We start from the raw sequence: 25,758 nt of genomic DNA, 5'->3' as shown, positions 1-25,758 counted from the left end.
CTTTTGCAGTCTGCGCTTTTATTTTTGTTTTACTTTTTATTTTTTATTTTTCATAAATTAAAAAGAAGCCCGGCGGGAAGAGAAACCCGCCGGGGCAGAGAGAAAGAGAGAAGAAGGTTTCAATTATGGGGTTCGAAAACGAACCTCGCTAATGGCGAACCATTAACACATGTTAGTATAGCTAAACATTCGTCCAAAGAAAAGAGTTTTTCCTTAAAATTTCCTTAAAATATTTTCTTTTAGAGAACCATTTGCTATGTTTTCTAATTTTATAATTTATTTATTGAAAATTTCAACCTATTTCTCACTATTTTCCAAAGATTTTTTTGCTGCAGCAAGTCTTTCTGCCTCGACACGCTGACGCTCGGACAAAGCAGATGCGAAACGCTCAAGCTCCTCCTCAACTGCTTCTTTTGGAATCTTGGCAAAAATAGGACTTGGCTTAGGCACAGGCGTACCTGCTACCAACTCCTCACTCTCCCAAGGATGAACAGTTTCCCCCAAGCGATAATCGCCCGTAATAATCGGATACTTGAAGTCTGGATTATCCAAATCTTCAACTTCTTCAATATGAGGCAAAGGCGAGAATACGCCAGTGCCACCAAGTGCTTCCCAAACTTTTTGAGCTGCATGAGGCAAGAATGGCGCAAGCAGATGATTAGCATCCGAAACAGCCTGAGCTGCAACATGCAACACAGTACCAAGGCGAGCCTCATCATCTTTAATTTTCCAAGGCTCAGTTGCAGAAATATATTTATTAATATCCGCAACTACTCGCATTGCTTCAGTAAGAGCATTCTTCTGACGATGACGCTCAATCAAACTACCGACCAAAGCAAAAGCATCAGAAGTTTGATCGAGAAGAGCGCGATCCATTGCAGTCATAGAATCTTCGTCAAGAGGAGGGATTACACCAAAGTTCTTATTAATAAGATTTGCCACACGATTGACAAGATTACCCCAGCTTGCAGCAAGCTCTTCGTTATTATGGCGAGCAAACTCAGCCCAAGTAAAATCAGCATCAGAATTTTCTGGACCAGCAATAGAAATGTAGTAACGCACAGCATCTACAGGGTAACGCGCCAAAATATCCTTCACATAAATCACGATTCCGCGCGAAGAGCTGAACTTCTTGCCTTCCATAGTCATGAACTCAGAAGCAACAACCTGTTCAGGCATGTTCAATGGACCATAAACGCCAGCCTCACCACCTTTAGAACCAGCACCGTTGTAGGCAAGCATTTCCGAAGGCCAAATCTGAGAATGGAAAGTAATGTTATCTTTGCCCATGAAGTAGTATCCAGGAGACTTAGGATCACACCACCAATCACGCCAAGCGTCTGGCTTGCCTTGTCGACGAGCCCATTCAATAGATGCAGACAAGTATCCAATAACAGCGTCAAACCACACATACAGACGCTTATTCGGATTATCAATCCATCCTTCAACAGGAACAGGAATACCCCAATCAATATCGCGCGTAATAGCTCGCGGCTTTACTTCATTAAATAATCCAAGCGAGAAATTAATAACATTCGTGCGCCAACCTTCGCGAGAATGAAGCCAATTAACATTCGCCTCAGCCAAAGCAGGCAGGTCTAGGAAATAATGTTCAGTTTCTTCAAAGCGCGGAGTTTCACCATTAATTTTAGAAACTGGATTAATAAGCTCATCCGGATCAAGCTCGTTTCCACAAGCATCACATTGATCGCCACGAGCACCATCTGCACCACACAATGGGCATGTGCCTTCAATATAACGATCTGGCAAAGTACGACCAGTGGAAGGAGAAATAGCAACCTTCTGAGTGCCCTTGTAAATATAGCCGTTCTTTAAGCACTGACGGAACATTTCTTGCACAACATGCTCGTGATTTGCAGTAGTAGTACGCGTGAACAAATCGTAGCTCAAACCTAAATCGCACAAATCCTTAGTAATCACACGATTATAACGATTAGCAAGCTCTTGCGCAGAAACGCCTTCCTTATCTGCTTCAACCAAAATAGGTGTGCCGTGCTCATCCGTGCCAGACACCATTAATACGTCATTACCTTTCATGCGCTCGTAACGCGCATACACGTCCGACGGAACCCCGAAACCTGCAACGTGACCAATATGACGAGGGCCGTTAGCATACGGCCAAGCAACATTCACCAAAATATGACTCATAGACAATTATTATCTTGTTCAACGCGGACAGTACATAAGAACATTGCAAAAAGAATCCCAAAATATACGAGAAAACACGCTAAATAACAAGCCTCACACGAGTTCATCCACATATCCACAAGTTATAAAACCAGCCTGGAATTGAAGCAAATATAAACATAATCTCAACTTATGCATTACGAAACTTATTCACTACAAAGCATGAATTACAAAATATGCGTTAGAAAAACAACAATATGTGCGATACACATTGTAAATAGTCGCGCTAAAAAATAAATATGCAAAAAGAAAGGATTGAGGAAAATTGAAAAAACAACAAAACATACGCGATTTATTGGATATTTGCGAAGAAACACAAACACAATTCCCGGAATTACTTGACGACAACCATTTACCAGGCCCAATGTGCATGAAAAAACTTTCTCAAATTGGCGTATTCAATAGGCTTGATTTAAATGCAGGATATTCAAATAAAGCAGCTATTTCCACTCAAGGAAGAAGTAATATTGTGAGCAATCTTATACCTACAGAAAGCATAGCCTGCTTATTTACTGCAGCATGGGTTTGGATAGGAGGCAATTTTCCTGAAAATATAGATGTTATTGATTATGGGCATAGAAGAAAAAAGCCGCACGGCCATGCAATCCGAGCATTTCGAAGACACTTAAACAATGAAGAATACGTAATACTTGGAAAAATTAGAATAACAACGCCAGAACGAACAATTTGCGATTTAGCGTACACTCCAAGCGAAAACGAAGAGTACGAACCTTATAGAAAAGATATTGCTCACTTATTGATATCTAAATACAGCATTGACTTGCGAAAATGCAAACGTACTATTGACGGAAACCCATATTTCCCAGGCTCAATACATGCAAGAAATTGGATACGAAACATTGCGAAAGAAGCAAACAAACCATGGAAATAAAGAACTCTTATGCAACTAAAACAAGCAGCCCTCCAAAACCACCTATAATACTCACACCATCTGTTGCTATCGACCCTGCAACAAAAACGGAAGTGCTATGGTATATCGCGCAAAAAATACCAGAACTTCGCAAATGGATTATTGCAAACCCTTCGGCAGACGCGCAAATCTTAGAATATATTTCTCAACAAGGCGGGCCTGACGTTCGTTACAGTTTTGAAGTGCTATTTTCTGCGTATGACAGCAATGAATAGAAAGCAAAAAATAGTAGCAAAAGCAGAAATCTTACTTTTGATCAGGTTTGTGCTCAAGACAAGACGCGTAAACTTGCTTACGATTAGCAAAAGATCCGTCAGCAAACGGATGCTCTTTTACTACTTTTGTAATGGCTTCTTTTATGCGCAAACCTTCGGATTCTGCACATTCAAGCGAAAGCTTTGCAAGAGCATCAATGCTTAAATCTGTGCTTTCAGACTGCACTTCTTCGTCACTTGCACCACCGATAACTAAAACTATTTCACCTCGAGGAGGATCCGCTAAAACACCATCGTGAATACTTTGCACAGTTCCACGACGAATTTCCTCAAAATCTTTTGTAAGTTCACGGCATAACGCCATTGGACGATTAGAACCAAGTACTGCCAATATGTCTTCCATTGCTTCTGCAATACGATGTGGAGCCTCATAAAATACTATTGTTCGTCGCTCGGCTTTAAGTGAGCGCAAATGCTGTTGACGCTCACCAGATTTACGAGGCAAAAAGCCTTCATAACAGAAGCGATCGGTTGGCAATCCAGAAAGAGCAAGCGCATCTAAAACTGCACTAGGACCAGGCGCGCAAGTAACAGGCAAATCGCGCTCTATTGCACGTCGAACAACAGCAAGACCCGGGTCGTTAATTGTAGGCATACCTGCGTCTGAAACAACAAGAACAGTGCTGCCCTGCTCAACTTTGTCTAGCAAGCCATCTGCCTTGTTGCGCTCATTATGATCGTGATATGCGATTACGCTACCAGAAACATGTACGCCAAGGCGATTCGCTAAATCATAAAGCCTACGCGTGTCTTCAGCAGCAACAATATCAGCAGTTTCAAGAAGATTAATTAATCGTGCAGAAGCGTCTGCCATATTCCCAATAGGCGTAGCAGCTAAAACAACCTTACCTAAATTATCTTCTTCGTCACACATCTTGAATCTCCTTATAAAACTTCTTAAAACTCTACACGAATTTATAAAAGAACGCACTTACAAAGCGAGGTATTTGATTAGAATTATGCTTAGTGTAATTGCAATATAAACGAAACGAAAAGAGACACTATGAAGATTATAAATCAGAAAATAAAAAGTATAGACGGAAGCGATGCGCAGCTTATTGGATATGTTTTAGACGATAATTTAGATAGCGAAGGTTTGCAAAACCGTCCTGCAATTTTAATCTTGCCAGGCGGAGGTTTCTTGCGCGTCTCGAATCGTGAAGCAGAGCCTGTTGCCATGAAGTTTGCTGCAGAAGGATTCCACACTTTTGTGTTGCGATACTCGCTTACTCCAAGCACATACCCAACTCAGCTTTTAGAAGCCGCAGAAGCGATGAGCTTAATTCGCAAAAACGCAAAAGAATGGCACGTAGATGCGCAAAAAGTTGCAATTATTGGATTCTCCGCTGGAGGGCATGTGGCTGCAAACCTTGCAACTAGTGTTAGCAACGAAGTTGAGGAAGCAAACGGGTATGCTGCTGATGACGTGCGTCCAAATGCACTTATGCTCGCATATCCTGTTATTTCTGCTGGAAAATATGCGCATAAGCCAACTTTCGATCGTCTATTTGGAGAAGTTAGCGACGGAAAGCGAACTGAACTCGTCAATAAACTTTCGCTGGAAAATCACGTGGATCGCAAAACTCCACCTGTATTTGTATGGCAAACTGTTACTGATCAAACAGTTCCAGTAGAAAATTCAATAATGTTTGTGAACGCTTGCGTTGAAGCTGGAGTAAGTGTTGAAGCTCACCTGTTCCCTAGAGGACCGCACGGCTTAGCTTTGGCAGTTAAAGAAACAGCAAAACGCGATGAAAACGGAAATGTGCTTACTGAATTTATTCAGCCAGAAGTTCAGCAATGGGTTAAGCTTGCTTGCGATTGGTTGCATCGCACTTTTGCGTGATGTAAAGATGCTTTGCATTTTCAACACGTTGTAAAACAATCATTAATGTAATTTATATAATTTCGGCGCTAACACATCATAAATTGTGCGTTAGCGCCGTTTTTAATATGCGTTTCTAGTGTGCTTTATAGCTTGCGTTTCAGCTCACGCTCTAGCACGTGCATGAAGCGAAAATCAGCAGAAAGCAATCACACGATTTTTGGCATTGGAGTTGTTAGTGAAGATGTGAGATTTACCTGCACAACTCCAGCTCCAGCGTGAACTTCCACTTTCTTCAATGTCACAGTGCGCTCTTCAGCAGGCTTATGATCGTCGTCAGTCATAGTTGCTGGCGACTTCACAGCAACAAGCGCAAGGTCATCGAAAACAACTCCAGAATTTGCACACAAATCCTGCGCTTCTTTCAATGAATCAGCAAAACCTGCTTTGTCGATTACACGCTCAACTGGAACACCGTAAGCTTCTGCACACAACAAGTTAATTCGCTCCCTAAGCGTCTTTCCACGCCTACTTTCTGGAACTCTCGTTTCAACATCATCAGTTATTGCAGACACAAAATCGTCCAGCTGATTTGCCAAACCATCGCCACCATCACGGAATAAATTGCCAACAATAGGCTTTCTGAATCCTAAAGACTTGGCTTGTTCCAACAATTCAGGCACTTGATCATCCTCGCCTTCCCACAAATTAATCAATGGGAACGTAGGAATATTAAGAGATTCCAGACGAGAAACATGGAATGGGTAACGCCAAGCCAAAGTTTCGTCATCTCGCCAAGTAGTTGCACGAGTAACTACAACTGCAGCAGCAGGCCACTTTGCACCAAACTCGCGAGCAGCAATATCTAACCACTTTTGAGCACCAGCATCCGTGCCATAACCTGCTTCCACCACTACAACATCATGCTCAGCGCAAGCCATTTCAACGCTTACAAGGCTTGGAATACCAAGCGAAACGTTCGCAAACGGGCCGCAATGGACGTAGATTGGAGAACCATTAATCGTCTCAGTTTTAGCAGGCTTTACAGCATCGGCAAGAATATTGGTGATTCGCCACAAATCCACAAACTCACCAAACTTAACAGGCTTACCGTCTTTTGTGCCAGCAATCATTGAAGAAACACGATTAGAAATCTCGTCCATACTGCGCGACAACACTACGATTTGCATAAGCTCGCAAGTTGGCGTCAAAACAACGCGCTCAGGAACAGTCCCCTTGCCAAAATCAACAGCAATACTTCGCAAAGATCGCGAAGGAACCTCGCTAACTCGAGGAACTAAAATAGTATCAAGAACACCCTCGTCGACTGCTTTTTCCGCAAACGACACAAGCAAATTCTGTGCGCAAGCAATAGCAGCCATTTCACCACACAAGCCCCAGTCAATTAGCTCAGGGTGAGAAAGCGAAGACTTACCGCCACCACTTGCACCACCTTTAGAACCAGCAGCTGTAATGCCCATGCTTGGCTGACGAAGAACTGCAGCTGCGTCCACACCGCGCTCACGCAATGCATCAACTAACGCGATAGTTGTAGTTGTTTTACCTTCTCCACGAGAAGCTTTTAAAGGAGTATCAGCAGTAACAAGCAGAACCTTACCACTCTTCCTAGGCTCCTCTGGATGTTGCTTTAAATAATCCAGGTACCCAAAGGCATCAATTTTTTTAACCAAACCGAATGTTGTAGTGTATGAATCAAGAATGCTCATGTACCCCTCTTTCATAGGCATATTGGCACAACTATGCATGCGGATAATGTTAATTACATGATTCATACTATACGATTGTTTGTTCGTAGCATAGCCACCACACGCAATATCTATACGAGCTATTAACAACGTCTATAGCAAAATAACAAAAGATAACAAAAATGCCTTCCGTATGAAATAAAAAGTTCATTTCTTAGGAAGGCACTTAATTTTTAATAAAATTTAAATCTAGTGATCGGAACGATTAAAACCATTCTTCATACGCATGCTAGTGATGTACAGCACCGTGTCAAGCAAAGAATCGGTTTCTTTCTTCAACTTTGCTGCCATATCGTCATTTGCTTCAGCCAAAGCTTCACGCACTTTGTCGTTACGAAGCTCGGCGATAATAGCTTCAGGATCGCGAACTAAATCATCGTAATCTTCGCCTTCATCACCTTCGCGTTCTGGCTCGTAATCAGCCAAATCAACGCCAAGAATATCTGCCACGGCAGCATCCGTAGACTTGACCATTGCGTGGCCAAGGGAACCGACAACTTCTTGGTAGCGCTCAATCGCGTTTGCAGTGTCGTTAAATGCAGCATCCGCAAGAGCTGCAATAATACGATTCTCCCAATAGAAGTTTTCGCTTGTCACGCGAGTAGTCGTATCTTCCAAATACTTTGGAGTGCGATTTACGTTTGGATAGAACGGCACAAGAGCATTAAACGGGTTAGAGCCGTATGCCATCCACTGAATCGCGCGGAACACTTCCGGCGCGTAAGGGCGGATTTGCATTACAGCCAATTGACTTTGACGATTGATGCCGATTGGACGGAAAAGATGACGAGTATGCTCATCGCCAAGTTTGCCGTAAGGATCATACTCAGTGCCCTGATAGTGAGAGCTTAAAACGTACTTAATATCCTCAACCGTCACTTTACGCTCAGGCTGGCGAGCCCAAGGAATATCGTTGCTGTCCGGACGATGATCAGCGTCTTTACCATCCCACACTTCGTCATAAGGATTCAAGAAACGCTCCATAAACCATGCGCGAGGAGTGTTGTAAACGTGATCGGCATCCGAGTGAGAGCCGAAAGCGTCGCGAGGGTTAAACGGCGAAGCGTTTTCCACCGACAAATCCAAGTGGTTTTCTTCAATAAACTCAAGCAAATCAGCAGAGCACATATGCTCTTCTTGAGCATCAAAAGCATCGTCCAAATCGAACTCGTCAATTCCAAGCTGGTTTGGCATAACAACATAAGCTTCATCTGGTACGCGCTTAGCAATCCAATGATGGCCACCGACAGTTTCAAACCACCAAATCTCGTTCACATCCGAAAATGCAACGCCATTCATCTCATAAGTGCCGTACTTTTCAAGCAATGCACCCAAACGCTCAACGCCTTCGCGAGCGCTACGAATATAAGGCAAAACAAGCGTTAAGAAGTCTTCTTCGCCAATTCCACCCGGCACTTCTGGCTTATAATCAGCGTCACCTTCCTTACCTTGCGCTTTTTGAAGTTCAACCATTGGATCTGCGCCTAACACGCGCTCGTTAGATGTAAGCGTTTCGGTTGCGCTCATTGCAACATTTGCTTCGTTAACGCCAGCTTCTCCCCAAATTCCTTCGCGCAAGTCTGCATTTGGCACGCTTGTGTATTGCATCGGATTATCCGGCAACTCGACTGTTACGTGGCTAAGAACAGACTTATAAACGCGAGGCTGATCTTCCGGCTTTACTACCACTAAACGCTTCGGATTAAACTCGCCATTTGCCGAGTCTTCGTTACGCGCAATAAGCGTGGATCCGTCGTAACTTGCTTTTCGACCAACAAGAATTGTTGTGCATGCCATATTTGCATCCTCTGTTTTTAGATTTTATATTTTATTTTTTAGATTTGTTACTGTTTGATTCTAACGCTTAGGCGTTAACTGCTAACCTAATTGGTTGCTCTTGTGCTTGCGTTTAGGCTTTACCAGTAAGGAACATTCCACCAGCGTCTACACCTGAATTTACATTTCTTACTTCGCGTAACAATTCATTCATGTAGAATCCCGGCTTAAGATTTGGCAAAGGCTTTTCTGTGCCAAAAACTTCAAACATGTATTCATGATCTTTATCAGGAGGCTGAGGACCGTTGTAACGCATAGTAATTGCTGGATCATTGCAGCCAATAAATCTGCTTGCTTGCGAGTTGCGTCCTTGAAGAGCTTCCGGAATCATAGAAGTCATTGTGCGAGAAAAATCTTCCGGTATTTGTAAAGCGTGAGAGTCGTTAAAATCAAACATTAACGCTTCAACAGGCACATTTGCAGCAGTCCAGTGAATCCATTCAAAACCGCATACCGGTATTGCATCGTCGTCAACAAAACGCCAATGCAAATAATGCACAAAAGACGGCATATTATCAACGTAAAACGGGAAAGAAACTACCGGCACTCCGCTGATCTTATTCTGCTCCGGCGCAGCTTTAGAATAATCATCCGGAATGGTAGTGAAATCTGTAGAAATATTCATAATTTAAGTATCTACCATTACACAACACTAATCAACTGCGCGAGTAACAAATAAACGCGAATGTTCGCGCAATCTAATTGTTCAAGCAGATCGTGGCACTCAAGCAAAAACAACACTAAGAAACAACGCTAACTGCATAATTTGACGGTCAATATAAAACGTGCGCCCAGAGAAATCTAAACTGGGCGCATTAACTAAAATGTGATTTTTTTACTGTACTCTATTTATTTTGTAGCAGCCTCCTCATGAGTTTCAGCAGCCTTAGCTGCCACAGCTGCTTTCTTAGCAGCACGCTCTTGCTTCTTAATTCCTTCAATGAACTCAGCATGCTTTACTGCAGGAAGCCAGCCAGTGTTAACAACCTTAACCTGCCATACCCAAGCCAAGGCAAACAGAATAACAGCAACAATAATCAAGCTTATAGCACCAACGCCAGCACCGAGGTGAGCGAAGTTACCAACAACAGTGCCAACCCAACCAAAGTCAGCATCGCCGAAGGTGGAATTTGCCAAGCCGAAGGAACCCATAACAGTAAGCAATACTGCTGGAAGGAATGTAATAATTAAACCGTTAATAAAACCACCGAGAATAGCACCACGGCGACCACCGGTTGCATTACCAAACACGCCTGCACCACCACCATCGAAGAAGTGAGGCACCATTCCTGGGAGAATCAATGCCAATCCCCAAGCTGGACCCATCCAAATTGCAATAAGTCCGAGAGCTACAAGACCTCCAACGAAGGAAGACAAGAAGCCAATAAGAGAAGCATTAGCACCGTATGGGAATACGATTGGAATATCCAATGCTGGACGAGCGCCTGGAACGACCTTGTTAGCAATGCCCTGGAATGCAGGAACCAATTCACCTAAAATGATACGAACACCATAAAGGATGACACTAACACCAATTCCAAATTGCAAAGCCTGAGCAAAAGCCGCCATGTAGAAGGCACTATAGTCCGTAGGGTGAGACGCGAAAATCTTGAAGAGTTCCTTTACTGGCAACACAACCGAAGCCCACACCGCGAATACCAAATACAGCACAACCATCAACAAAGTCGTGGAGACCATTGAATCACGCAAGAAGCTCAAACCCTTAGGGAAGTTAATATCTTCAGTAGACTTAGACTTCTTACCAACAGCAGCACCAACAGCACCAGAAACAATGTAGCTTAAAGAGTTAAAGTGACCAATCGAGAGCTTATCGCTACCAGTAATACGGTTCATAAAAGGCTGCGCAAAAGCTGGCAGAACAACCATAACCGTTGCCATAATGACAGAGCCGACAATAACAATAAGCAACTGGTTGCCTGCACCAAAACCAACGGAAAGAACTAGAGCCAAAAGCATAGACATAAACACCATGTGGTGACCAGTCAAGAATATGTACTTCAAAGGAGTAAAGCGTGCAGCAAGAAGCATAAGAACGAAGCTGAGCACAATAATGTATGCAGAAGTAGCACCGTACTGACCTGCAGCCTGAGCAGTAATAACCTCATTCGTAGGTACAACACCATGAGCACCAGTAGACTTCAAAACCAAGTCACCAAATGGAGCAAGTGCACCAACAACAACGCCAGCACCTGCACCCAAAATGAGGTAACCCATAGCAGCTTTTAAGCCGCCTGCAATCACTTGTCCTGCACTACGTTTGAGCGCGATAAGACCGATTGCCGCAATAATACCAATCAAATAAGCCGGCACATTCAAAATCTGCTGACTTATGAAATTTAAAACCTGAACTACAATGTTCATCTTATTTCCTTCTTTTTATTTAGAAAAAGCGAATAGCGCATGAAATAACAGTACGACTATGCCAAAGCAGTAAGCACGTAATCAGCATAATCAAACGTTTATTTGTTACACATAATTTATGCGTAACGCTCAAGCACACCCTTCACCTCTTCAACATCCATGAAATTTTCAATTGTTTCTACAGGAGTGGTAGTGCCCTCAAGCTCTGGAGCAAGCTGAGGAGAAGTGAGCACAAGATCATTCATATTCGCAGTACCTTTTGCACTTCCCGCATCGGAAGTAGTAACTGTAACATCAAGACCTAAGTCTGCTGCCGCAGCCTCAACATTGATTTTTAAAAGTACAGACGTGCCAATGCCGTTTCCGCATACACATAGAATATTCATAAATAACCTCTTTCGTTGAGTTGTATTTTTTTAATTTTGCAAAATTAATTAATTCTTTAGTATTTAACTTTTAAGAATTGCGCGAATTTCTTTAGCGTTTTTTGCTTGCGCAAGTTCTCTAGTCTTCACAGGATTAGACAAAGCTGCAGCAACCGCGGACATAACGCCAATATGCTCATTTTCATCGTGACCTGCAAGACCAATTACTAAAGAGACCGGATCGTTGGCAGTGTTACCAAATTTAACAGGCGTACTTAAACGAATCCAGCTCAAACCACTTTTTAACACTGCTTCCGACGGGCGCGAATGCGCCAAAGCCAAGCCTGGGGCAATAACAATATACGGGCCCATTTTCTCAACTGTTTCAATCATCTGATTCGTATATTCATCAGTAGTAAAGCCAGACTCCCTCAAAGCATTGCCTGCAAGACAAATAGCATCACGCCAATCTTTCGCTGCAATATCAAGGTTTACTGCAGAATCCGGGAGAAGCTCATCAATATCAGCACTCATATTTTCTCTTTTCTAAGCATGTTAACTATTCTTGATTATTTCTGATTGGTAATCGAATTTTTAATGTTCTTCGTAACGATCATATTTTGAATTACTCCCTTGGCTTATTCTTGCATGATTGAGTGGTAGAACTTTCCAGCTAAAGCCTCATGAGCTTTAGCCTTAGCTTCATCAAATGTAGTTTGAGCAAGTTCTGCTCGAACATCATCCAAAGCAACTGGCGTCATAGAAAGCGAGTTAATACCGAGACCTGTAAGAACAACCGCTAAATCTGGGTCTGCTGCAGCTTCTCCACACACTCCGACTGGCATACCATGTGCGTTACCAGCGTCTGCAATCATTTTGATCGCGCGCAACACTGCAGGGTGCCAAGCAGTTTGATAATTAGAAACAGACCCAAGGGTTCTATCTGCTGCAAGAGTGTATTGCGTCAAATCATTCGTTCCGATAGATACAAAATCAGCGACTTGAGCAACCTCCTCGGCAACAAGAGCGATAGAAGGCACCTCTGCCATAATGCCAACCTTTTTAAGACCTTTAGATTTACCAAGTTTTACAAAATATGCTGCTTCATGTTCGTCTGAAACCATTGGAGCCATCACCCATAAGTCAGCATTCGTCACAGCATCAGCACGAGATAATGCCTCCAGCTGACCATCTAGAACATCCATATGCTGTCTTAGAGTACGCAAACCTCGAAGTCCAAGAGCAGGATTTGGTTCATCTTCAGGAGTCAGGAATGGTAACGGCTTATCTGCTCCAGCATCGAGCAATCGAATAACAACTTTCTTGCCTTCAAACTGAGATAGTAACTCTGTATAAGATTCTGTTTGTTCTTCTATACTAGGCGGTTGCTCGTTACCAATAAACAGAAATTCCGTTCGGAATAGACCTACTCCTTCTGCTCCATACTCATGAGCAGTTACGGCATCTGAGGGCTTTCCTACATTTGCCAAAAGAGGAATCAAATGACCATCTTTTGTACTTCCAGGCAATCCACGCAATTCACGAGCGCGGCTTAAACGCTCACGAGACTCTTTAACATGCGCGATTTCTTCTTCACTAGGACTGCTTATAACATGACCATTAACGGCATCTACTACAACAATTTGATGATTCTTCAGCTGAGAGGCATCGTGTGCTCCAACAACAGCAACAATTCCACGAGCACGAGCAAGAATAGCAGTGTGACTTGTAGGACCACCATCAAGAGTGACAATTGCCTGAACCTTGCTTAAATCAAGTGAAGCTGTATCAGCAGGTGAAAGATCCTTAGCAACCAGTACAAAAGGCGAATCACTTTCCGGCACTCCAGGAGCTTCAACACCAATCAAAGATGCAATAACACGCTGGCCAACATCATGCAAATCTCCTGCACGCTCAGCCATGTAACCACCAAGATTACGCAACATGTCTTCAAATTGTGCGAACCCTTCCCAAGTGGCACGTTCAGCTGTTTTCCCCTTATCAATACCAGATTCAATTGCACTTATTAATGCTGGATCGATGGCCATCTGTGCAAGAGCTTGCATAATTGGTGCTGCCTTTCGAGTCCCCTCATCCTTTGCTTCAAGAGCCTCACTTGCACGATGGTTTAGGTCTTTATTTACTTCATTTAAAGCATTTTTAACAGCCTTTTTTGCATCCTCAGCCAACACACTAACAGCACGAGGAGAATCCTCTGGCTCATGCAAAGCAGGTGCCATACACAATACTTCACCATATGCCATCGAGCGCCCAATGCCAACACCAGTGATTACCATACTTAAAACCCTCCTTTAGGTTTAGAAACTTTATTACGGCCGCAACGCCGCATAAGCATTTCTTGTAGGTAAACGTTTCTTACTAATGAAACTATACACCATTAAAAATGTTGTTACAACAAGTGAAAACGTTTTCTGTATTTTTCAATTAATTATGCTACACTTAATGTTGAAAATAGCAAACAAAAAACCTTAAGAAAAAATATGGTTTGCTTTTATATGAAAAATAAAAAAATAAAAGCAGAATTTGTTAATTATTATTCAAAGGAGAAAAAATGGCAATTGCAACTCGTACTGTTACTATTGAAGACCCAGTTGGAATACATGCTCGCCCAGCGTCAGAATTTTCTCAAGCCGCAATGTCCTCAAATTGCATTGTAACGATTGCGAAAGGCGAAGGTGCCCCTGTAAGTGCGAATAGCATTCTTTCAATTATGGGATTGGGCATTACTAAAGGAGATTCAATCACAATTACCGTTGATGGTGAAGACGCTGAAAATGTAGCTAACAATCTTGTCGACGTAGTCACGAAAGGCGAATAATATAAATAAATAAGTGTACATAAACTGACAAATAAATAATATTCAATTTGCGGTGCTGTTTACCAATAATTACAGCACCGCACTTATTCGGGGGCAGATATGACAAATCAAACTAATCAAAACGCCTCCATAACTCATGTAGCAGCTCTTGCAAAAGTTTCAATTGCAACAGTATCTCGTGTACTTTCTGGTAGACGAGCCAAAGATGACGATATCGCAAAACGCGTAAGAAAAGCCGCAGAGCAGCTTAATTATTCAGTAAATTATGCAGCAAGCGCATTAAGAAGTGACACAACTAATACAATCGGCGTAGTAATGGGCACAAGCAACGTAGATGATTCATTCAGCGTAAATATGCTTTCTGCATTGGATGAAGCAGCTCATGAAATAGATAAAATACTTCTTGTTGGAACTGGAAAAGACACAGAAGCTCAAGAAGAACGCATAGAAGAACTTATTGGTCATAATGTTGACAGTCTTATTGTTATGCCATCTAACAATAGTGATTTAACAAAAACACTTGAAAACTACGTTGACAATCTTCCCATTGTGCAAATTGGTGGCACTACTACTTCATTCCACGTGAATTGGGTTGGCATGGATCAAGAATCAATGATGGAAGCCGCTTTAATACATCTTTCGCATCACGATGCCCATAATATTGCTTATTTAAGTGGAAATGTTGACTCCACACAAAGTGCAAACTTATTTGCCAATTTTCAGACTGCTGCAAGCCGATTAAGTTTACTTTCTGAGCCAAATTGGACAACTTTTGGAGAACTTACTTATCAACGTGGATTCAAGGATACAATGCGGCTTTTTTCTGATTCTACCGCTAAACAATCTCGCAAACCAGACGCTGTTATTTGCGCAAATGACGCTGTCGCACTTGGAGCACTTCTAGCTTTAGATGAGCTTTCTTTGCAAGTTCCGCAGGACGTTCTCGTAATAGGTTACGGAGATAGCAGACAGGCAGAAATGTCTGAGCCAAAGCTTTCTTCAATCCGCCCTCCGTACCAGCAAATTGCGCGCGAAGCAATCCGCCTAACCGCTGTTAACAAATCAGAGCAACATTGGTTACCTGCACATATGGAGTTTAGACCGGAAATCATGCGACGCGAATCAACAAATTCACCAAGAATAGGCACAAGCGATATGTCACTTCCGTGGAGGATATGATACTTTTGTATTTCATTGACTTTGCAAAAGTGAGCAAAATAGTGCTTCAAAAACAAGAGTTGCATTACCATTTCTTGAAAGCCGACGACGAGCAGTAGCAATGCTGTCAACACAATCCAATGCACTACTTGCTGTCATGCTTTGTGCCAACTGGACAATTCTAGACTTGTATTCCTGATTTATAATCGGCGAAGACTTTTGCGCTTCGTTAATAACAACTAAAACGTCTCTATACACGCTATCGATTGCGTCAAGAGAACGGCATAACACGTCACGACTTACACGAGTTACTTTACGTTTTATATCATCCTTTTTCCCAATTGCATTGTAGCTTGCGCGCAATTTGGGCGGAATGCGATCCTCATCGCCTAATCCGTTAATTCTGCGAAATTCTTTTTGTTGAGCCTCAACATTTCGCTGAACCTCATCTTCTGCTTGTGATTTTGCATCGTCAATAAGCATTGCGGCAAGCATAATTGCGTCGGCAGCATCATGCATACGAAGCAATCCTGCAACAAGCTCATCTCGCCTACTTAAAGCACGCTCATCGCTTGCGTAGATAAAAGCAGTTGCTATATTTCCTTGAGAAAGCCTGGCTGCACGATTTGCTAGCTTATTATCCGCATCCGTTTTTTTAGTAAGATATTCTGCTATAGACTGCTCGTTTGGAGTAGCTAATTGCACAAGTTGTGTACGCGAACGAATTGTTGGAAGCACATCCATAACACTTGAAGCGCATAAAAGCCAAATCGTATGTTCGCTTGGCTCTTCAATCTCTTTAAGAAGAACGTTTGTGCTACGTTCCAACATTCGGTCAACATCTTCAATAATTATGATTCGCCAAGGAGCAGTGCTAGGCATCTGCTCAGAAATCCCAATTGCCTCGCGCACATCGTCAATATTAAGAGTTACGCCTTTTGCTGCAAGCGTATGCACATCAGGATGCGATCCTGCTAAAACTTCTTTGGCAATTTTACTAAGCTCATTTTCGCCGCTAATTTCATTACTGCCTTCTCCATGATCCGGACTTTCGAGAGCTGCAGCGAAAGCGCGCGCAACTTGCGCACTACCGAAGCCAGCAGCTCCGCAAATCAGCCAAGATTGCGCTATTTTACTAGCGTCCGCACAAGCAATTTTTCGCAATCGCGAAACTACCTGTTCTTGCCCAATAACGCTATCCCACACACTCATCGCTTCACCCCCTGCATAGCTTCTTTACTTCTTCACTTTATAAAGTTCGCCACTTTATTTAGTTTCAATTTCTTCAATTAAGTTATGTACGTCTTGCACAATAAGTTCAGATAATGATTTCGCTGAGAACGTTGCATCTAATACGCGATAACGATCTGCAGATTCCTGCGCTAAATCTAAAAATGCTTCTCTAGTGCGACGTGCGAAATCTATTCCAGCTGATTCCATGCGATCTTGCTCACGATGCAAACGCTTAAAAGCATCTTCCGGCTGCATATCTAGCAAATAAGTGCGATTAGGCCACAGCGAATCCGTTGCCCACTCACTTAAAGTTCGCACATCATCCATAGTTAATTCGCGACCGCCTGCTTGGTAAGCAAGCGAAGAATCAATATAACGATCCGTTATTACTACTGCACCACGGCTAAGTGCAGGGCGAATTACTTGCGCAACATGCTGTGCACGATCCGCAGCAAAAAGCAAAGCTTCTGTTCTGGCAGATACACTCGTGCCATGCAAGAGTATTTCGCGCAAAGTTTTACCCAACTGCGTACCGCCAGGCTCACGCGTCACTACAACTTCTCGCCCCGAAGATTGCAAATAATCCTTAAGAGCCTCAACTTGCGTAGTTTTGCCAACGCCATCAATGCCCTCAAAAGAAATAAATAAGCCTTTATTTGCATAAGATTGCTCACTTCTGCAGCCGCAGTTTCCTCCGCAAGCGCAGCCACCAGAGAAATCGTCATTCTTAGATGCCATATTTTTTGACTCCATATGCAAGGTTTATTTAATCTTTAGATTTCATTCCTATGCTTTTTTAGCGGTAGATTTCTTTGAAGTAGTCTTCTTTGTAGAAGTTTTCCTTGCGGTAGATTTTTTCGCAGTAGACTTCTTTTCAGAAGATTTTGCAGTGCTCTTAGTCGCTCGCTTTTTGCGTTTTACGGGACCTGCGGCACGCTTTTGCGCCAAAAGTGCAAATGCATCCTGCGGATCAATCGATTCAGGAGTATACTGCTTTGGCAAAGTGCGATTCGTTTCGCCATCAGTAATATAAGCTCCGTAGAAACCATCCTTAATCACTACTGGCTTCCCAGTTTCAGGATCTGCACCAAGCTCACGAAGAGGCGGCTTGGCGGCACCACGAGTACGCTTACCGTACTTTGGTTGCGCAAATAAATCTTTCGCTTCTTGCAAAGTAACAGTAAAAATAGCATCTTCACTAGAAAGAGATCGCGTATCCGGCTTAGATTCCACAGTTTCTCCAGCAGAAGTATCTACAGCAGAATATGTTTTAGTTAAATATGGACCGTAACGACCATTATTTGCTTCGATACGAGCTAGTTTTACAACACCTTCTGCGTCAACTTCTTCATATTCGCCAACAAAACGTGGCAAATTCAAAAGTTGCAACGCTTCTTGCAAAGTTAAAGTCGCTGGATCCATGGTTTTAAACAAAGAAGCCATTTTTGGACGAGCTTTAGCAGCCTTAGAAGACTTAGAAGATTTAGAATCTTCCGCATTATCCTGCTCTTCTACCAGTGCCACATACGGACCAAAACGACCATTGCGCACTTCTACGTTCCCACCCGTTTCTGGATCTACTCCAAGCACACGTGGACCTTCAGCATTATTCTCAAGCAATTCTCGAGCAGCATCAACAGTTAACTCATCTGGAGCTAAAGTTTCTGGCAAAGAAGCGTGACGAGGGTTGCCTTCAGCATCAAGATTCTTAATGTCTTCCAAGTAAGGACCATAGCGTCCAATACGCACATGCAAACCATCGCCAATGTCTATGGTATTTATTTCACGCGCATCAATCTCACCAAGCTCTGCAACCTGCTGTTGCAAACCAATATGAGCTTCATCAGCAGAATTAGCGGCACCTTCACCAGAACCGAAATAGAACCTAGTTAACCAATCGCGACCGGTTTCTTCACCGTGCGCAATTCTGTCCAAACCATTTTCCATATCAGCAGTAAACGCGTAATCAACATACTTCGGGAAATTCGCTTCCAAAAGCTTAATTACAGCAAAAGCAAGCCAAGAAGGAATTAACGCACGTCCACGCTCATAGACGTATCCGCGATCAATAATTGTGGAAATAATCGTTGCGTAAGTAGAAGGGCGGCCTATTTCCTTAGCTTCCAAAGTTTTAACTAAAGAAGCTTCAGTATATCTTGCAGGAGGCTGAGTTTCGTGAGAATCCGCACTAACACTTTTAGCTTCAAGAATATCCCCAGCTTGCATTTGAGGAAGCGCCTTATCGCTTTCACCTTCAGATGCATGCGCATTGCCAAAAACCTTCATAAAACCAGCAAAAGTAATTACTGTTCCAGAAGCTTGGAACAAAGCTTCTCCATATTCTCCAGCAGAAGCATTTAACTTAACAGTTGCTGTAAAACCTGTAGCATCAGCCATTTGTGACGCAAGGGTTCGTTGCCAAATAAGCGTATACAATTTCAGCTGATCCGCAGGTAATTTATCTGCAAGCTCGTCCGGGCTTAAGAAACGCGCTCCAGCAGGGCGAATACATTCATGAGCTTCCTGCGCTCCTGCAGACGTAGTTGCGTACTGCTTAGGAGATTGCGAAACATACTCGTCGCCAAACGCTGCACGAGCGGCACTACGCGCAGCTTCGATAGCTTCTTTGGAAAGCGTTACGGAATCCGTACGCATGTAAGTGATATAGCCGTTTTCGTATAAAGATTGCGCAGCTCGCATAGTTTGGCGAGAGCTCATTGAAAGTCGGTTTCCAGCAGTTTGCTGCAAAGTTGATGTAGTAAAAGGTGGCAAAGGACGACGATGATACGGCTTCGTTTCCATAGAGTCAACTACAAAATCTGAATTTTCAAGAGCTTTAGAAAGCTTAGATGCAAAATCAGCATCAACATGCAAAGCTTTTTGTGATTCATCTTTTGTAGAAACCAACTCACCTTTTGAATTGAAATCTTTAGAACCAGCCAGACGGCGACCAGAAAGCTCGCTCATACGCGCTTCAAAATCAACACTTTCACCATCTGAGCCTTTAGAACTTAAAATCGCGCTAATATCCCAGTAAGACGCCTTAGTAAACGCCATACGCTCGCGTTCACGCTCAACAATCAACCTAGTAGCAACAGACTGCACGCGTCCAGCAGAAAGACCAGGACCAACTTTTCTCCACAAAACAGGAGAAAGCTCATATCCATACAAACGGTCTAACACACGACGAGTTTCTTGCGCGTCAACCATATTGTCGTCAACATTTCGAGTATTACTGAGCGAGGCTTGAATTGCATCCTTAGTAATCTCATGAAACACCATGCGCTTTACTGGCACAGTTGGCTTCAATGCTTCTACCAAATGCCACGCAATAGCTTCACCTTCGCGATCCTCATCAGTTGCCAGATATAATTCGTCAGCTTTTGCGAGCGCAGACTTTAAATCGGAAACAGTTTTCTTTTTATCTGAGCCAACTACGTAATATGGCGCAAAACCATGATCGACATCTACACCAAACTTACCAAACGCCGCTTTGCGTGAGGCTGGAACTTGGCTTGGCTGAGCGAGATCGCGAATATGCCCAACTGAAGCCATGACGGTATATCCATTGCCTAAATACCCGCCAATTTTTCGCGCTTTCGTGGGAGACTCCACAATGACTAGCTTATTCTGTGCTGCCATATTCGCTCCTTTCCTAACACAATCGAACATATAATTCCGAACTATATGTTTCACGCTAACTGTATCGCAACTTAAGTTATACGTCTATTACATTCCACCTCGGTGGATAAAAGCAGATAGAGTAGACAATATTACTTAGAAGCAGATGGAGGCGTTGGCGGAGCGCCTACTAATCCAAGCCTACTCAACGGCGAAGCTGTAGAGTGACGCATTACCATAATTACGCCAAAAACAAGCAAAGACACGCCTATAATCAGCCAATAAGTTGCTACATAAGATACGCTTGCAGCCCATTGAGCAAAAATATCAACACCAGGAAGAATTTGCCATATTAAATAAAGTGCATACAAACACGCCAACACACCAATCGTAATCATAGAGCTTCCTACAATTTGAACGCTAATTGAGGAACGTCGATAAGCTGGCATATCCATTCCACTACTGCGAGTGCATGCGAGCATAATAAGCGTTACAGCACCAACGATAAGTAATGACATAAGAACGTCAGAAACTCTATGCCAATGTGCTGCAACCAAAGAAAGTTCCACAAGAATGCTTATAAAAGCTGCAACTACTGACGCCCATGCGCGCCAAACACGCGAAACTACACAAATAAGCAACGCACATGATGCAGTAATAAGTAGGGTATGACCTGAAGGTGCTGAATTTGCAGACAAATATTCAATACTTATAAGCATTGGGCGCGGAAGAATTTTTTTCAATGGTTCAGCAGCAGCCGAAAGAATAATAATTCCAGCACATTGACCAAGAAGCCACCAACGTTTACGAATACAAACTACTATGAGTGAAACAAGAGCAATTATTATGCCAGTAACTATAACAACCATAGAAACGCTTATAGGTCGCAAGCAAAATGCAAGCCAAGACGGCATACCATGAGAGCCAAATCCATCAATTACCATTTCTTCATAGCTTTGACCAAGTACTGTTTGCACACTAATAAACCATATGAACGCAGCAGAAGCCAGGAAAACAATTGCAATAGCAACACACCACAATATGGTAGATATTCGAGGACGCTTTACGAGCGGATCAAGCTGATCAATATCATCTGCATCCGATGAAGAATCTTCAAAAGATAACTGATTAGTTGAATACGACAAATCAGACAAATCAGACAAATCAGATTGACGTTTAGTTTGTTTCACAAACTGTTTTACAGACTGTTTAGAAGATTTCTCTTCAGTATTTTCTGGAAATAAAGGCGATATTTTTTCGTCATTATCCTCAGATGAGATTGGGGAAAATGGCGTAATCGTATTAATCGAATCCAAAGGATGCGAATAGTCACTACCTTCACTGTTGCGATTAATATCTTGCGAAGTTCCACCTACCGGCAGCGCATCACTTTCTCCAGCAGAATCATCATGCTGATTGTCAATGCTATTGGATTGAATTCCTGCAAATTCTTCACTCATACTTTAGACTTTACGACAGTATTTACGACCGCGCTAGTTTTACGCATAATAAAACCTCCGCGCACCCACCAGAGGCCACTTACCCTTGCTGCATTTCTGCCCTGGGGGGATTGGGTGACTTAGTGCCACACGGAGGCTTTATCTATATTACACGATTTTCGCTACATGTCGAGTAGTAATAAATTATGCGCGCCACACACTCTTGCCATGTTCTTTTGCAAATTCAGTATCTTCATCAAGCTGAGACTCGTTAGCTTCAACATCACCAGCAATATAGCGTTCAACTAATTGGCGAGCTTCACTATCTTCATGCTGAACTGCAGGAGACTTCATAAAGTATGAACTTGGAGCCAAAACCGGACCAGAAAGCTTGCGATCCAAAGCAATTTTTGCGGCTCGAACAGCATCGATAACAATTCCGGCAGAATTTGGAGAATCCCAAACCTCAAGCTTGTACTCCAAATTCAAAGGAACATCACCAAAAGTAGTACCTTCCAAACGCACGAAAGCAAACTTGCGATCATCCAACCAAGCTACGTAGTCTGAAGGCCCAATATGAACATTATGCTCATCCATTTCATGAGGCACGATTGAAGTTACTGCACGAGTCTTAGAAATCTTTTTAGATTCAAGTCTTGAACGCTGAAGCATGTTCATAAAGTCCATATTTCCGCCAACATTCAGCTGATACGTGCGATCCAAACGCACACCGCGATCCTCAAAAAGTCGAGCCATAACGCGGTGAGTAATAGTTGCACCTACCTGACTTTTAATGTCATCGCCAATAATAGGAACTCCTGCATCACGGAATTTTTGTGCCCACTCAGGATCAGAAGCAATGAAGACTGGCAGGCAGTTTACAAATGCACAGCCAGCTTCCATCGCAGCAGTCGCATAAGCTTTATCGGCTTGCTCAGATCCTACTGGAAGATAAGAAACAAGCACATCCACATGCTTATCTCGCAAAACTTGAGCAACGTCAACAGGTTCAGCCTCGGACTCATCAATCATTTCACGGTAGTAATCACCAAGACCGTCATAAGTTGGACCACGCAATACTTCTACACCCAAATTTGGTACATCAGCAAAACGAATTGTGTTATTTTGTGAAGCGCCAATTGCTTCACTTAAATCATGCCCAACCTTTAGAGAATCAACATCAAACGCCGCAACAAACTCAATATCGCGCACACGATACTGACCAAATACAGCGTGCATCAACCCTGGAATTTTCTCACCGTCATCAGCGTTTTTGTAATATTCAACGCCCTGAACCAGCGACGAAGCACAATTGCCGACACCGGCAATGGCAACGCGGATGCTCATATAGACTCCTTGCCCTGCAAAATAAGCGACATTACATTATGCCGCACCATACACATTTCATAATACTATTGCTTTAACAAATATGTACTAATATTCAATATTTTTAATCTTTTCTAAACAAAAACATGCTGTTTTGTAGAAAAATTCAACACCGGACGCTACGGTGGAATGTATGGTTGCACGTAAAGATGGAAGACGAGCGTCTACTTCGCATGAGAAAGCTACTCGAAGCATATCGTCACAATCACAAAAAAATACGAATATGCCTTCATCTGTCCCACCAAGCGGACAAGACTCATACCGTCCACATTCGTATTCTTTTGAATCAAACAAAAGCAGCCGTAATTCGAGATTCGAACGTTCTCGCGCAGCAACACGCAGAAGGCGTCGTAGAACTTGGCGAGGCAGACATCCTATTATTTTTTGGGCACTTATCGTTATTTTTGTACCAATTTTGCTAGGCACAATTGTTTTTGCTTATCTGTACGCAACTACAGATATACCTGCACCAGACAAAGTTGCTATGGCAGATAAGACGAAAGTGTACTATTCAGATGGCAAAACTGAATTAGGCTCTTTTGCTGAGCAAAATCGCGAAATTATCAATTGTTCAGTACTACCTAAATATGTTGGTAAAGCAATAGTTGCTTCAGAAAATCGTTCCTTCTACCACGATGGCGGAATAGATTTTAAAGGAATTGGACGCGCATTACTTCATAACGTTACAAAGCACGGGCGTTGGGGCGGCTCAACTATTACGCAACAATATGCGGAAAGATATTATCTCGGTGAAACAAAAACTTATTTTGGAAAACTAAAAGAAGCTATTTTAGCTTTGAAAATTGCGCAAACCCAAGATAAAGATACAGTACTTTGCAATTATATGAATACTATTTACTTGGGTAGAGGAGCATACGGAATTCAAGCTGCAGCTAAAGCATATTTCGGTATAGAAGCAAAAGATTTGTCACTTTCGCAAGCTGCACTTTTAGCAGGTATTATTCCAGCACCAAGTAGCTGGGATCCTGCAATTGGTCCAAAAGAAGCAGGCATTCGCTTTAAGCGCGTGTTACGCATTATGAAAGAAGATGGCTACATTACAGCTTCTCAAGCAGCGCAAGCAAAAATGCCTAAAACTATTACTCAGACGACTCAAAACATTTACGCAGGTCAACAAGGTTACTTATTGCATATGGTTCGCGATGAGTTAACTAGGAATGGTGCTTTTACGCAGGAAGATCTTGACAGCGGCGGATATCGCATTATTACTACTATCGATAAAGCTAAGCAAGATTTAATGTTCAAAGTTGCAAGTCCTTCTCAAGATGGACGAGGAATTGTGCCAGAAGGACTGCAAGTTGGCGGAATTTCAATAAACGCAAAAGATGGTTCAATCATTTCCGTTTACGCAGGAGACGATTATCTAAAGAAACAGCTTAATAACGCTACACAAGCGCTTTACGAGCCAGGCTCTACTATGAAGCCTTTTGCGCTTATGGGAGCAATTCAGGCTGGCACTAGCTTGGATACAATGTTCAATGGCAATTCTCCACGCAAGTTTGATGGTATTGATAAGCCTGTTGGAAACTTTGCAAACATGAGCTACGGCACAATTAACTTATATAGCGCAACTGCAAATTCTGTGAACACAGTATATATGGATTTGCAAAGTAAACTTGGTGCTAAGAAAATTGCTAATACTGCAGTTATGGCAGGTTTAAACCCTGACCGCGTCAATGGTAATAATCCGTTTACTGTTCTTGGAAATGATTCTGTACATGTAAGCGAAATCGCGCGCGCATATGCAACATTTGCAAACCAAGGAAGACGCCCAGATCTGCATATTGTTGCCAGCGTAAAAAATCCTGACGGTAAAGAGTTCTACCGCGCACCAACGGCTGGAAAGCAAGTATTCTCACCAGCTGATGCCGCTTTAGCTACAAAAGCAATGATTGGCGTAGTGCAACATGGTACAGCAACCGAAGCTCGCTCTGTAGGTAGAGAAATTGCAGGAAAGACTGGAACAGCAAACGACGAAACTGCTGGTAGCTTTGTAGGATTTACGCCAAATATTGTTACCGCATTTGCCATATGGAATCCAGACGCAAAAGGTAGCCCACAAGTAATTAAACCGTTCCACGGATATCTTGGCGGAAGCGACTACCCTGTGCACTTGTTTACAAGATACATGCGTCAAGCGGTAATAGGAACCCCGAATACTAAATTCCCTGAAGCAAAAGACACAGGCAAAATTGGCGGACCTGATGGAAAATGGGGATTAGGCGAACAACATACATTCACGCATATAAAAACTGAGAATGAGGGTAAGGATAAAAACAAGGACAAAGATAAAGACAAGGACAACGACAACGATTTAAACCTTGATAGTCAGCTGTATGGTCGTGACGATTCATCATCGGGCGGCGTTGGCAGCTACGATAATAATTCTGGCGGTCATGGTTATGACAATAACTATGACACAACTGGAGGAAACTAGTAAATCAACTGTAGCTAATTTACGAACAGATATGCG

20 protein-coding genes and 1 other RNA gene are annotated in these 25,758 nt (G+C 42.7%); 6 read left to right on the top strand and 15 right to left on the bottom strand.

Features of this window, described 5'->3' with window-relative positions:
- Window positions 1-297: 297 nt before the first annotated feature.
- Entirely contained in the window at window positions 298-2,169 is a 1,872-nt protein-coding gene (gene metG / locus HXT29_RS06115) for a methionine--tRNA ligase (RefSeq protein WP_004118486.1), read from the bottom strand.
- 304 nt (window positions 2,170-2,473) lie between these two features.
- Between metG and HXT29_RS06110 the strand changes: the two genes are divergently transcribed.
- Window positions 2,474-3,100: a hypothetical protein gene (locus tag HXT29_RS06110; protein WP_064340685.1), complete on the top strand. Its 627-nt coding sequence runs from the start codon at window positions 2,474-2,476 to the stop codon at window positions 3,098-3,100.
- Window positions 3,091-3,354 carry a hypothetical protein gene (locus tag HXT29_RS06105; RefSeq protein ID WP_004104722.1) on the top strand — a complete coding sequence of 88 codons (264 nt, stop codon included), beginning with the start codon at window positions 3,091-3,093 and terminating at the stop codon, window positions 3,352-3,354. Before HXT29_RS06110 ends, HXT29_RS06105 begins: the two co-directional genes overlap by 10 nt.
- A 31-nt stretch (window positions 3,355-3,385) precedes the next feature.
- On the opposite strand, the gene rsmI is transcribed toward HXT29_RS06105, so the two are convergent.
- Window positions 3,386-4,288, bottom strand: coding sequence for a 16S rRNA (cytidine(1402)-2'-O)-methyltransferase (gene rsmI / locus HXT29_RS06100; protein WP_004104736.1), 903 nt, complete (start codon window positions 4,286-4,288; stop codon window positions 3,386-3,388).
- 129 nt (window positions 4,289-4,417) lie between these two features.
- Here rsmI and HXT29_RS06095 point away from each other — a divergent pair, with 129 nt between their 5' ends.
- Window positions 4,418-5,260, top strand: a complete 843-nt coding sequence (locus HXT29_RS06095; RefSeq protein WP_422118354.1) for an alpha/beta hydrolase — start codon at window positions 4,418-4,420, stop codon at window positions 5,258-5,260.
- Between the two features lie 188 nt (window positions 5,261-5,448).
- On the opposite strand, the gene HXT29_RS06090 is transcribed toward HXT29_RS06095, so the two are convergent.
- The 7 genes from HXT29_RS06090 to ptsP all read right to left on the bottom strand — a co-directional run bounded on the left by HXT29_RS06090 (window position 5,449) and on the right by ptsP (window position 13,885).
- Entirely contained in the window at window positions 5,449-6,966 is a 1,518-nt protein-coding gene (locus HXT29_RS06090) for a formate--tetrahydrofolate ligase (RefSeq protein WP_422118469.1), read from the bottom strand.
- Window positions 6,967-7,194: 228 nt separating this feature from the next.
- Window positions 7,195-8,802: a C69 family dipeptidase gene (locus HXT29_RS06085; RefSeq protein WP_422118353.1), complete on the bottom strand. Its 1,608-nt coding sequence runs from the start codon at window positions 8,800-8,802 to the stop codon at window positions 7,195-7,197.
- Between the two features lie 112 nt (window positions 8,803-8,914).
- The gene (locus HXT29_RS06080; RefSeq protein WP_117008975.1) at window positions 8,915-9,466 is read right to left on the bottom strand and encodes a YbhB/YbcL family Raf kinase inhibitor-like protein; all 552 of its coding nucleotides are present in this window, start codon (window positions 9,464-9,466) and stop codon (window positions 8,915-8,917) included.
- Window positions 9,467-9,690: 224 nt separating this feature from the next.
- Window positions 9,691-11,223, bottom strand: a complete 1,533-nt coding sequence (locus HXT29_RS06075) for a PTS ascorbate transporter subunit IIC (RefSeq protein ID WP_004104741.1) — start codon at window positions 11,221-11,223, stop codon at window positions 9,691-9,693.
- A gap of 116 nt (window positions 11,224-11,339) precedes the next feature.
- Window positions 11,340-11,609 (bottom strand): PTS sugar transporter subunit IIB, encoded by a 270-nt coding sequence (locus HXT29_RS06070; RefSeq protein ID WP_004104746.1) that lies wholly within the window; start codon window positions 11,607-11,609, stop codon window positions 11,340-11,342.
- Window positions 11,610-11,672: 63 nt separating this feature from the next.
- Window positions 11,673-12,122, bottom strand: a complete 450-nt coding sequence (locus HXT29_RS06065; RefSeq protein WP_410295747.1) for a PTS sugar transporter subunit IIA — start codon at window positions 12,120-12,122, stop codon at window positions 11,673-11,675.
- 104 nt (window positions 12,123-12,226) lie between these two features.
- Window positions 12,227-13,885, bottom strand: a complete 1,659-nt coding sequence (gene ptsP / locus HXT29_RS06060; RefSeq protein ID WP_410295746.1) for a phosphoenolpyruvate--protein phosphotransferase — start codon at window positions 13,883-13,885, stop codon at window positions 12,227-12,229.
- A gap of 275 nt (window positions 13,886-14,160) precedes the next feature.
- Between ptsP and HXT29_RS06055 the strand changes: the two genes are divergently transcribed.
- Together HXT29_RS06055 and HXT29_RS06050 are read left to right on the top strand one after the other, a co-directional pair.
- Complete coding sequence (locus tag HXT29_RS06055) at window positions 14,161-14,427, top strand: HPr family phosphocarrier protein (RefSeq protein ID WP_004104751.1); 267 nt, start codon at window positions 14,161-14,163, stop codon at window positions 14,425-14,427.
- Window positions 14,428-14,526: 99 nt separating this feature from the next.
- Window positions 14,527-15,606 (top strand): substrate-binding domain-containing protein, encoded by a 1,080-nt coding sequence (locus tag HXT29_RS06050; RefSeq protein WP_174163546.1) that lies wholly within the window; start codon window positions 14,527-14,529, stop codon window positions 15,604-15,606.
- Window positions 15,607-15,618: 12 nt separating this feature from the next.
- Here the strand turns inward: HXT29_RS06050 and HXT29_RS06045 are convergent, their stop codons facing one another.
- The 6 genes from HXT29_RS06045 to HXT29_RS06020 all read right to left on the bottom strand — a co-directional run bounded on the left by HXT29_RS06045 (window position 15,619) and on the right by HXT29_RS06020 (window position 23,225).
- Complete coding sequence (locus HXT29_RS06045; RefSeq protein WP_422118352.1) at window positions 15,619-16,797, bottom strand: DNA polymerase III subunit delta'; 1,179 nt, start codon at window positions 16,795-16,797, stop codon at window positions 15,619-15,621.
- Window positions 16,798-16,851: 54 nt separating this feature from the next.
- On the bottom strand, window positions 16,852-17,556 hold the full coding sequence (gene tmk / locus HXT29_RS06040) for a dTMP kinase (RefSeq protein WP_162861608.1): 705 nt from the start codon (window positions 17,554-17,556) through the stop codon (window positions 16,852-16,854).
- A gap of 48 nt (window positions 17,557-17,604) precedes the next feature.
- A complete protein-coding gene (gene topA, locus HXT29_RS06035) occupies window positions 17,605-20,460 on the bottom strand; it encodes a type I DNA topoisomerase (RefSeq protein WP_422118351.1) in 2,856 nt (951 codons plus the stop codon).
- 131 nt (window positions 20,461-20,591) lie between these two features.
- A complete protein-coding gene (locus HXT29_RS06030) occupies window positions 20,592-21,899 on the bottom strand; it encodes a phosphatase PAP2 family protein (RefSeq protein ID WP_116971479.1) in 1,308 nt (435 codons plus the stop codon).
- Window positions 21,900-21,944: 45 nt separating this feature from the next.
- Window positions 21,945-22,041: signal recognition particle sRNA small type (ffs, locus tag HXT29_RS06025), an RNA gene on the bottom strand.
- A 41-nt stretch (window positions 22,042-22,082) separates the two neighbouring features.
- Window positions 22,083-23,225 carry an inositol-3-phosphate synthase gene (locus HXT29_RS06020; RefSeq protein ID WP_004118456.1) on the bottom strand — a complete coding sequence of 381 codons (1,143 nt, stop codon included), beginning with the start codon at window positions 23,223-23,225 and terminating at the stop codon, window positions 22,083-22,085.
- A gap of 172 nt (window positions 23,226-23,397) precedes the next feature.
- Here HXT29_RS06020 and HXT29_RS06015 point away from each other — a divergent pair, with 172 nt between their 5' ends.
- Window positions 23,398-25,722 (top strand): transglycosylase domain-containing protein, encoded by a 2,325-nt coding sequence (locus HXT29_RS06015; RefSeq protein WP_422118350.1) that lies wholly within the window; start codon window positions 23,398-23,400, stop codon window positions 25,720-25,722.
- The last annotated feature ends 36 nt before the right edge of the window (window positions 25,723-25,758 follow it).

The organism is Gardnerella sp. DNF00550 (genome assembly GCF_049262685.1).
GTDB lineage: Bacteria > Actinomycetota > Actinomycetes > Actinomycetales > Bifidobacteriaceae > Bifidobacterium > Bifidobacterium leopoldii.
This window is presented reverse-complemented; position numbering and strand designations above follow the sequence as displayed.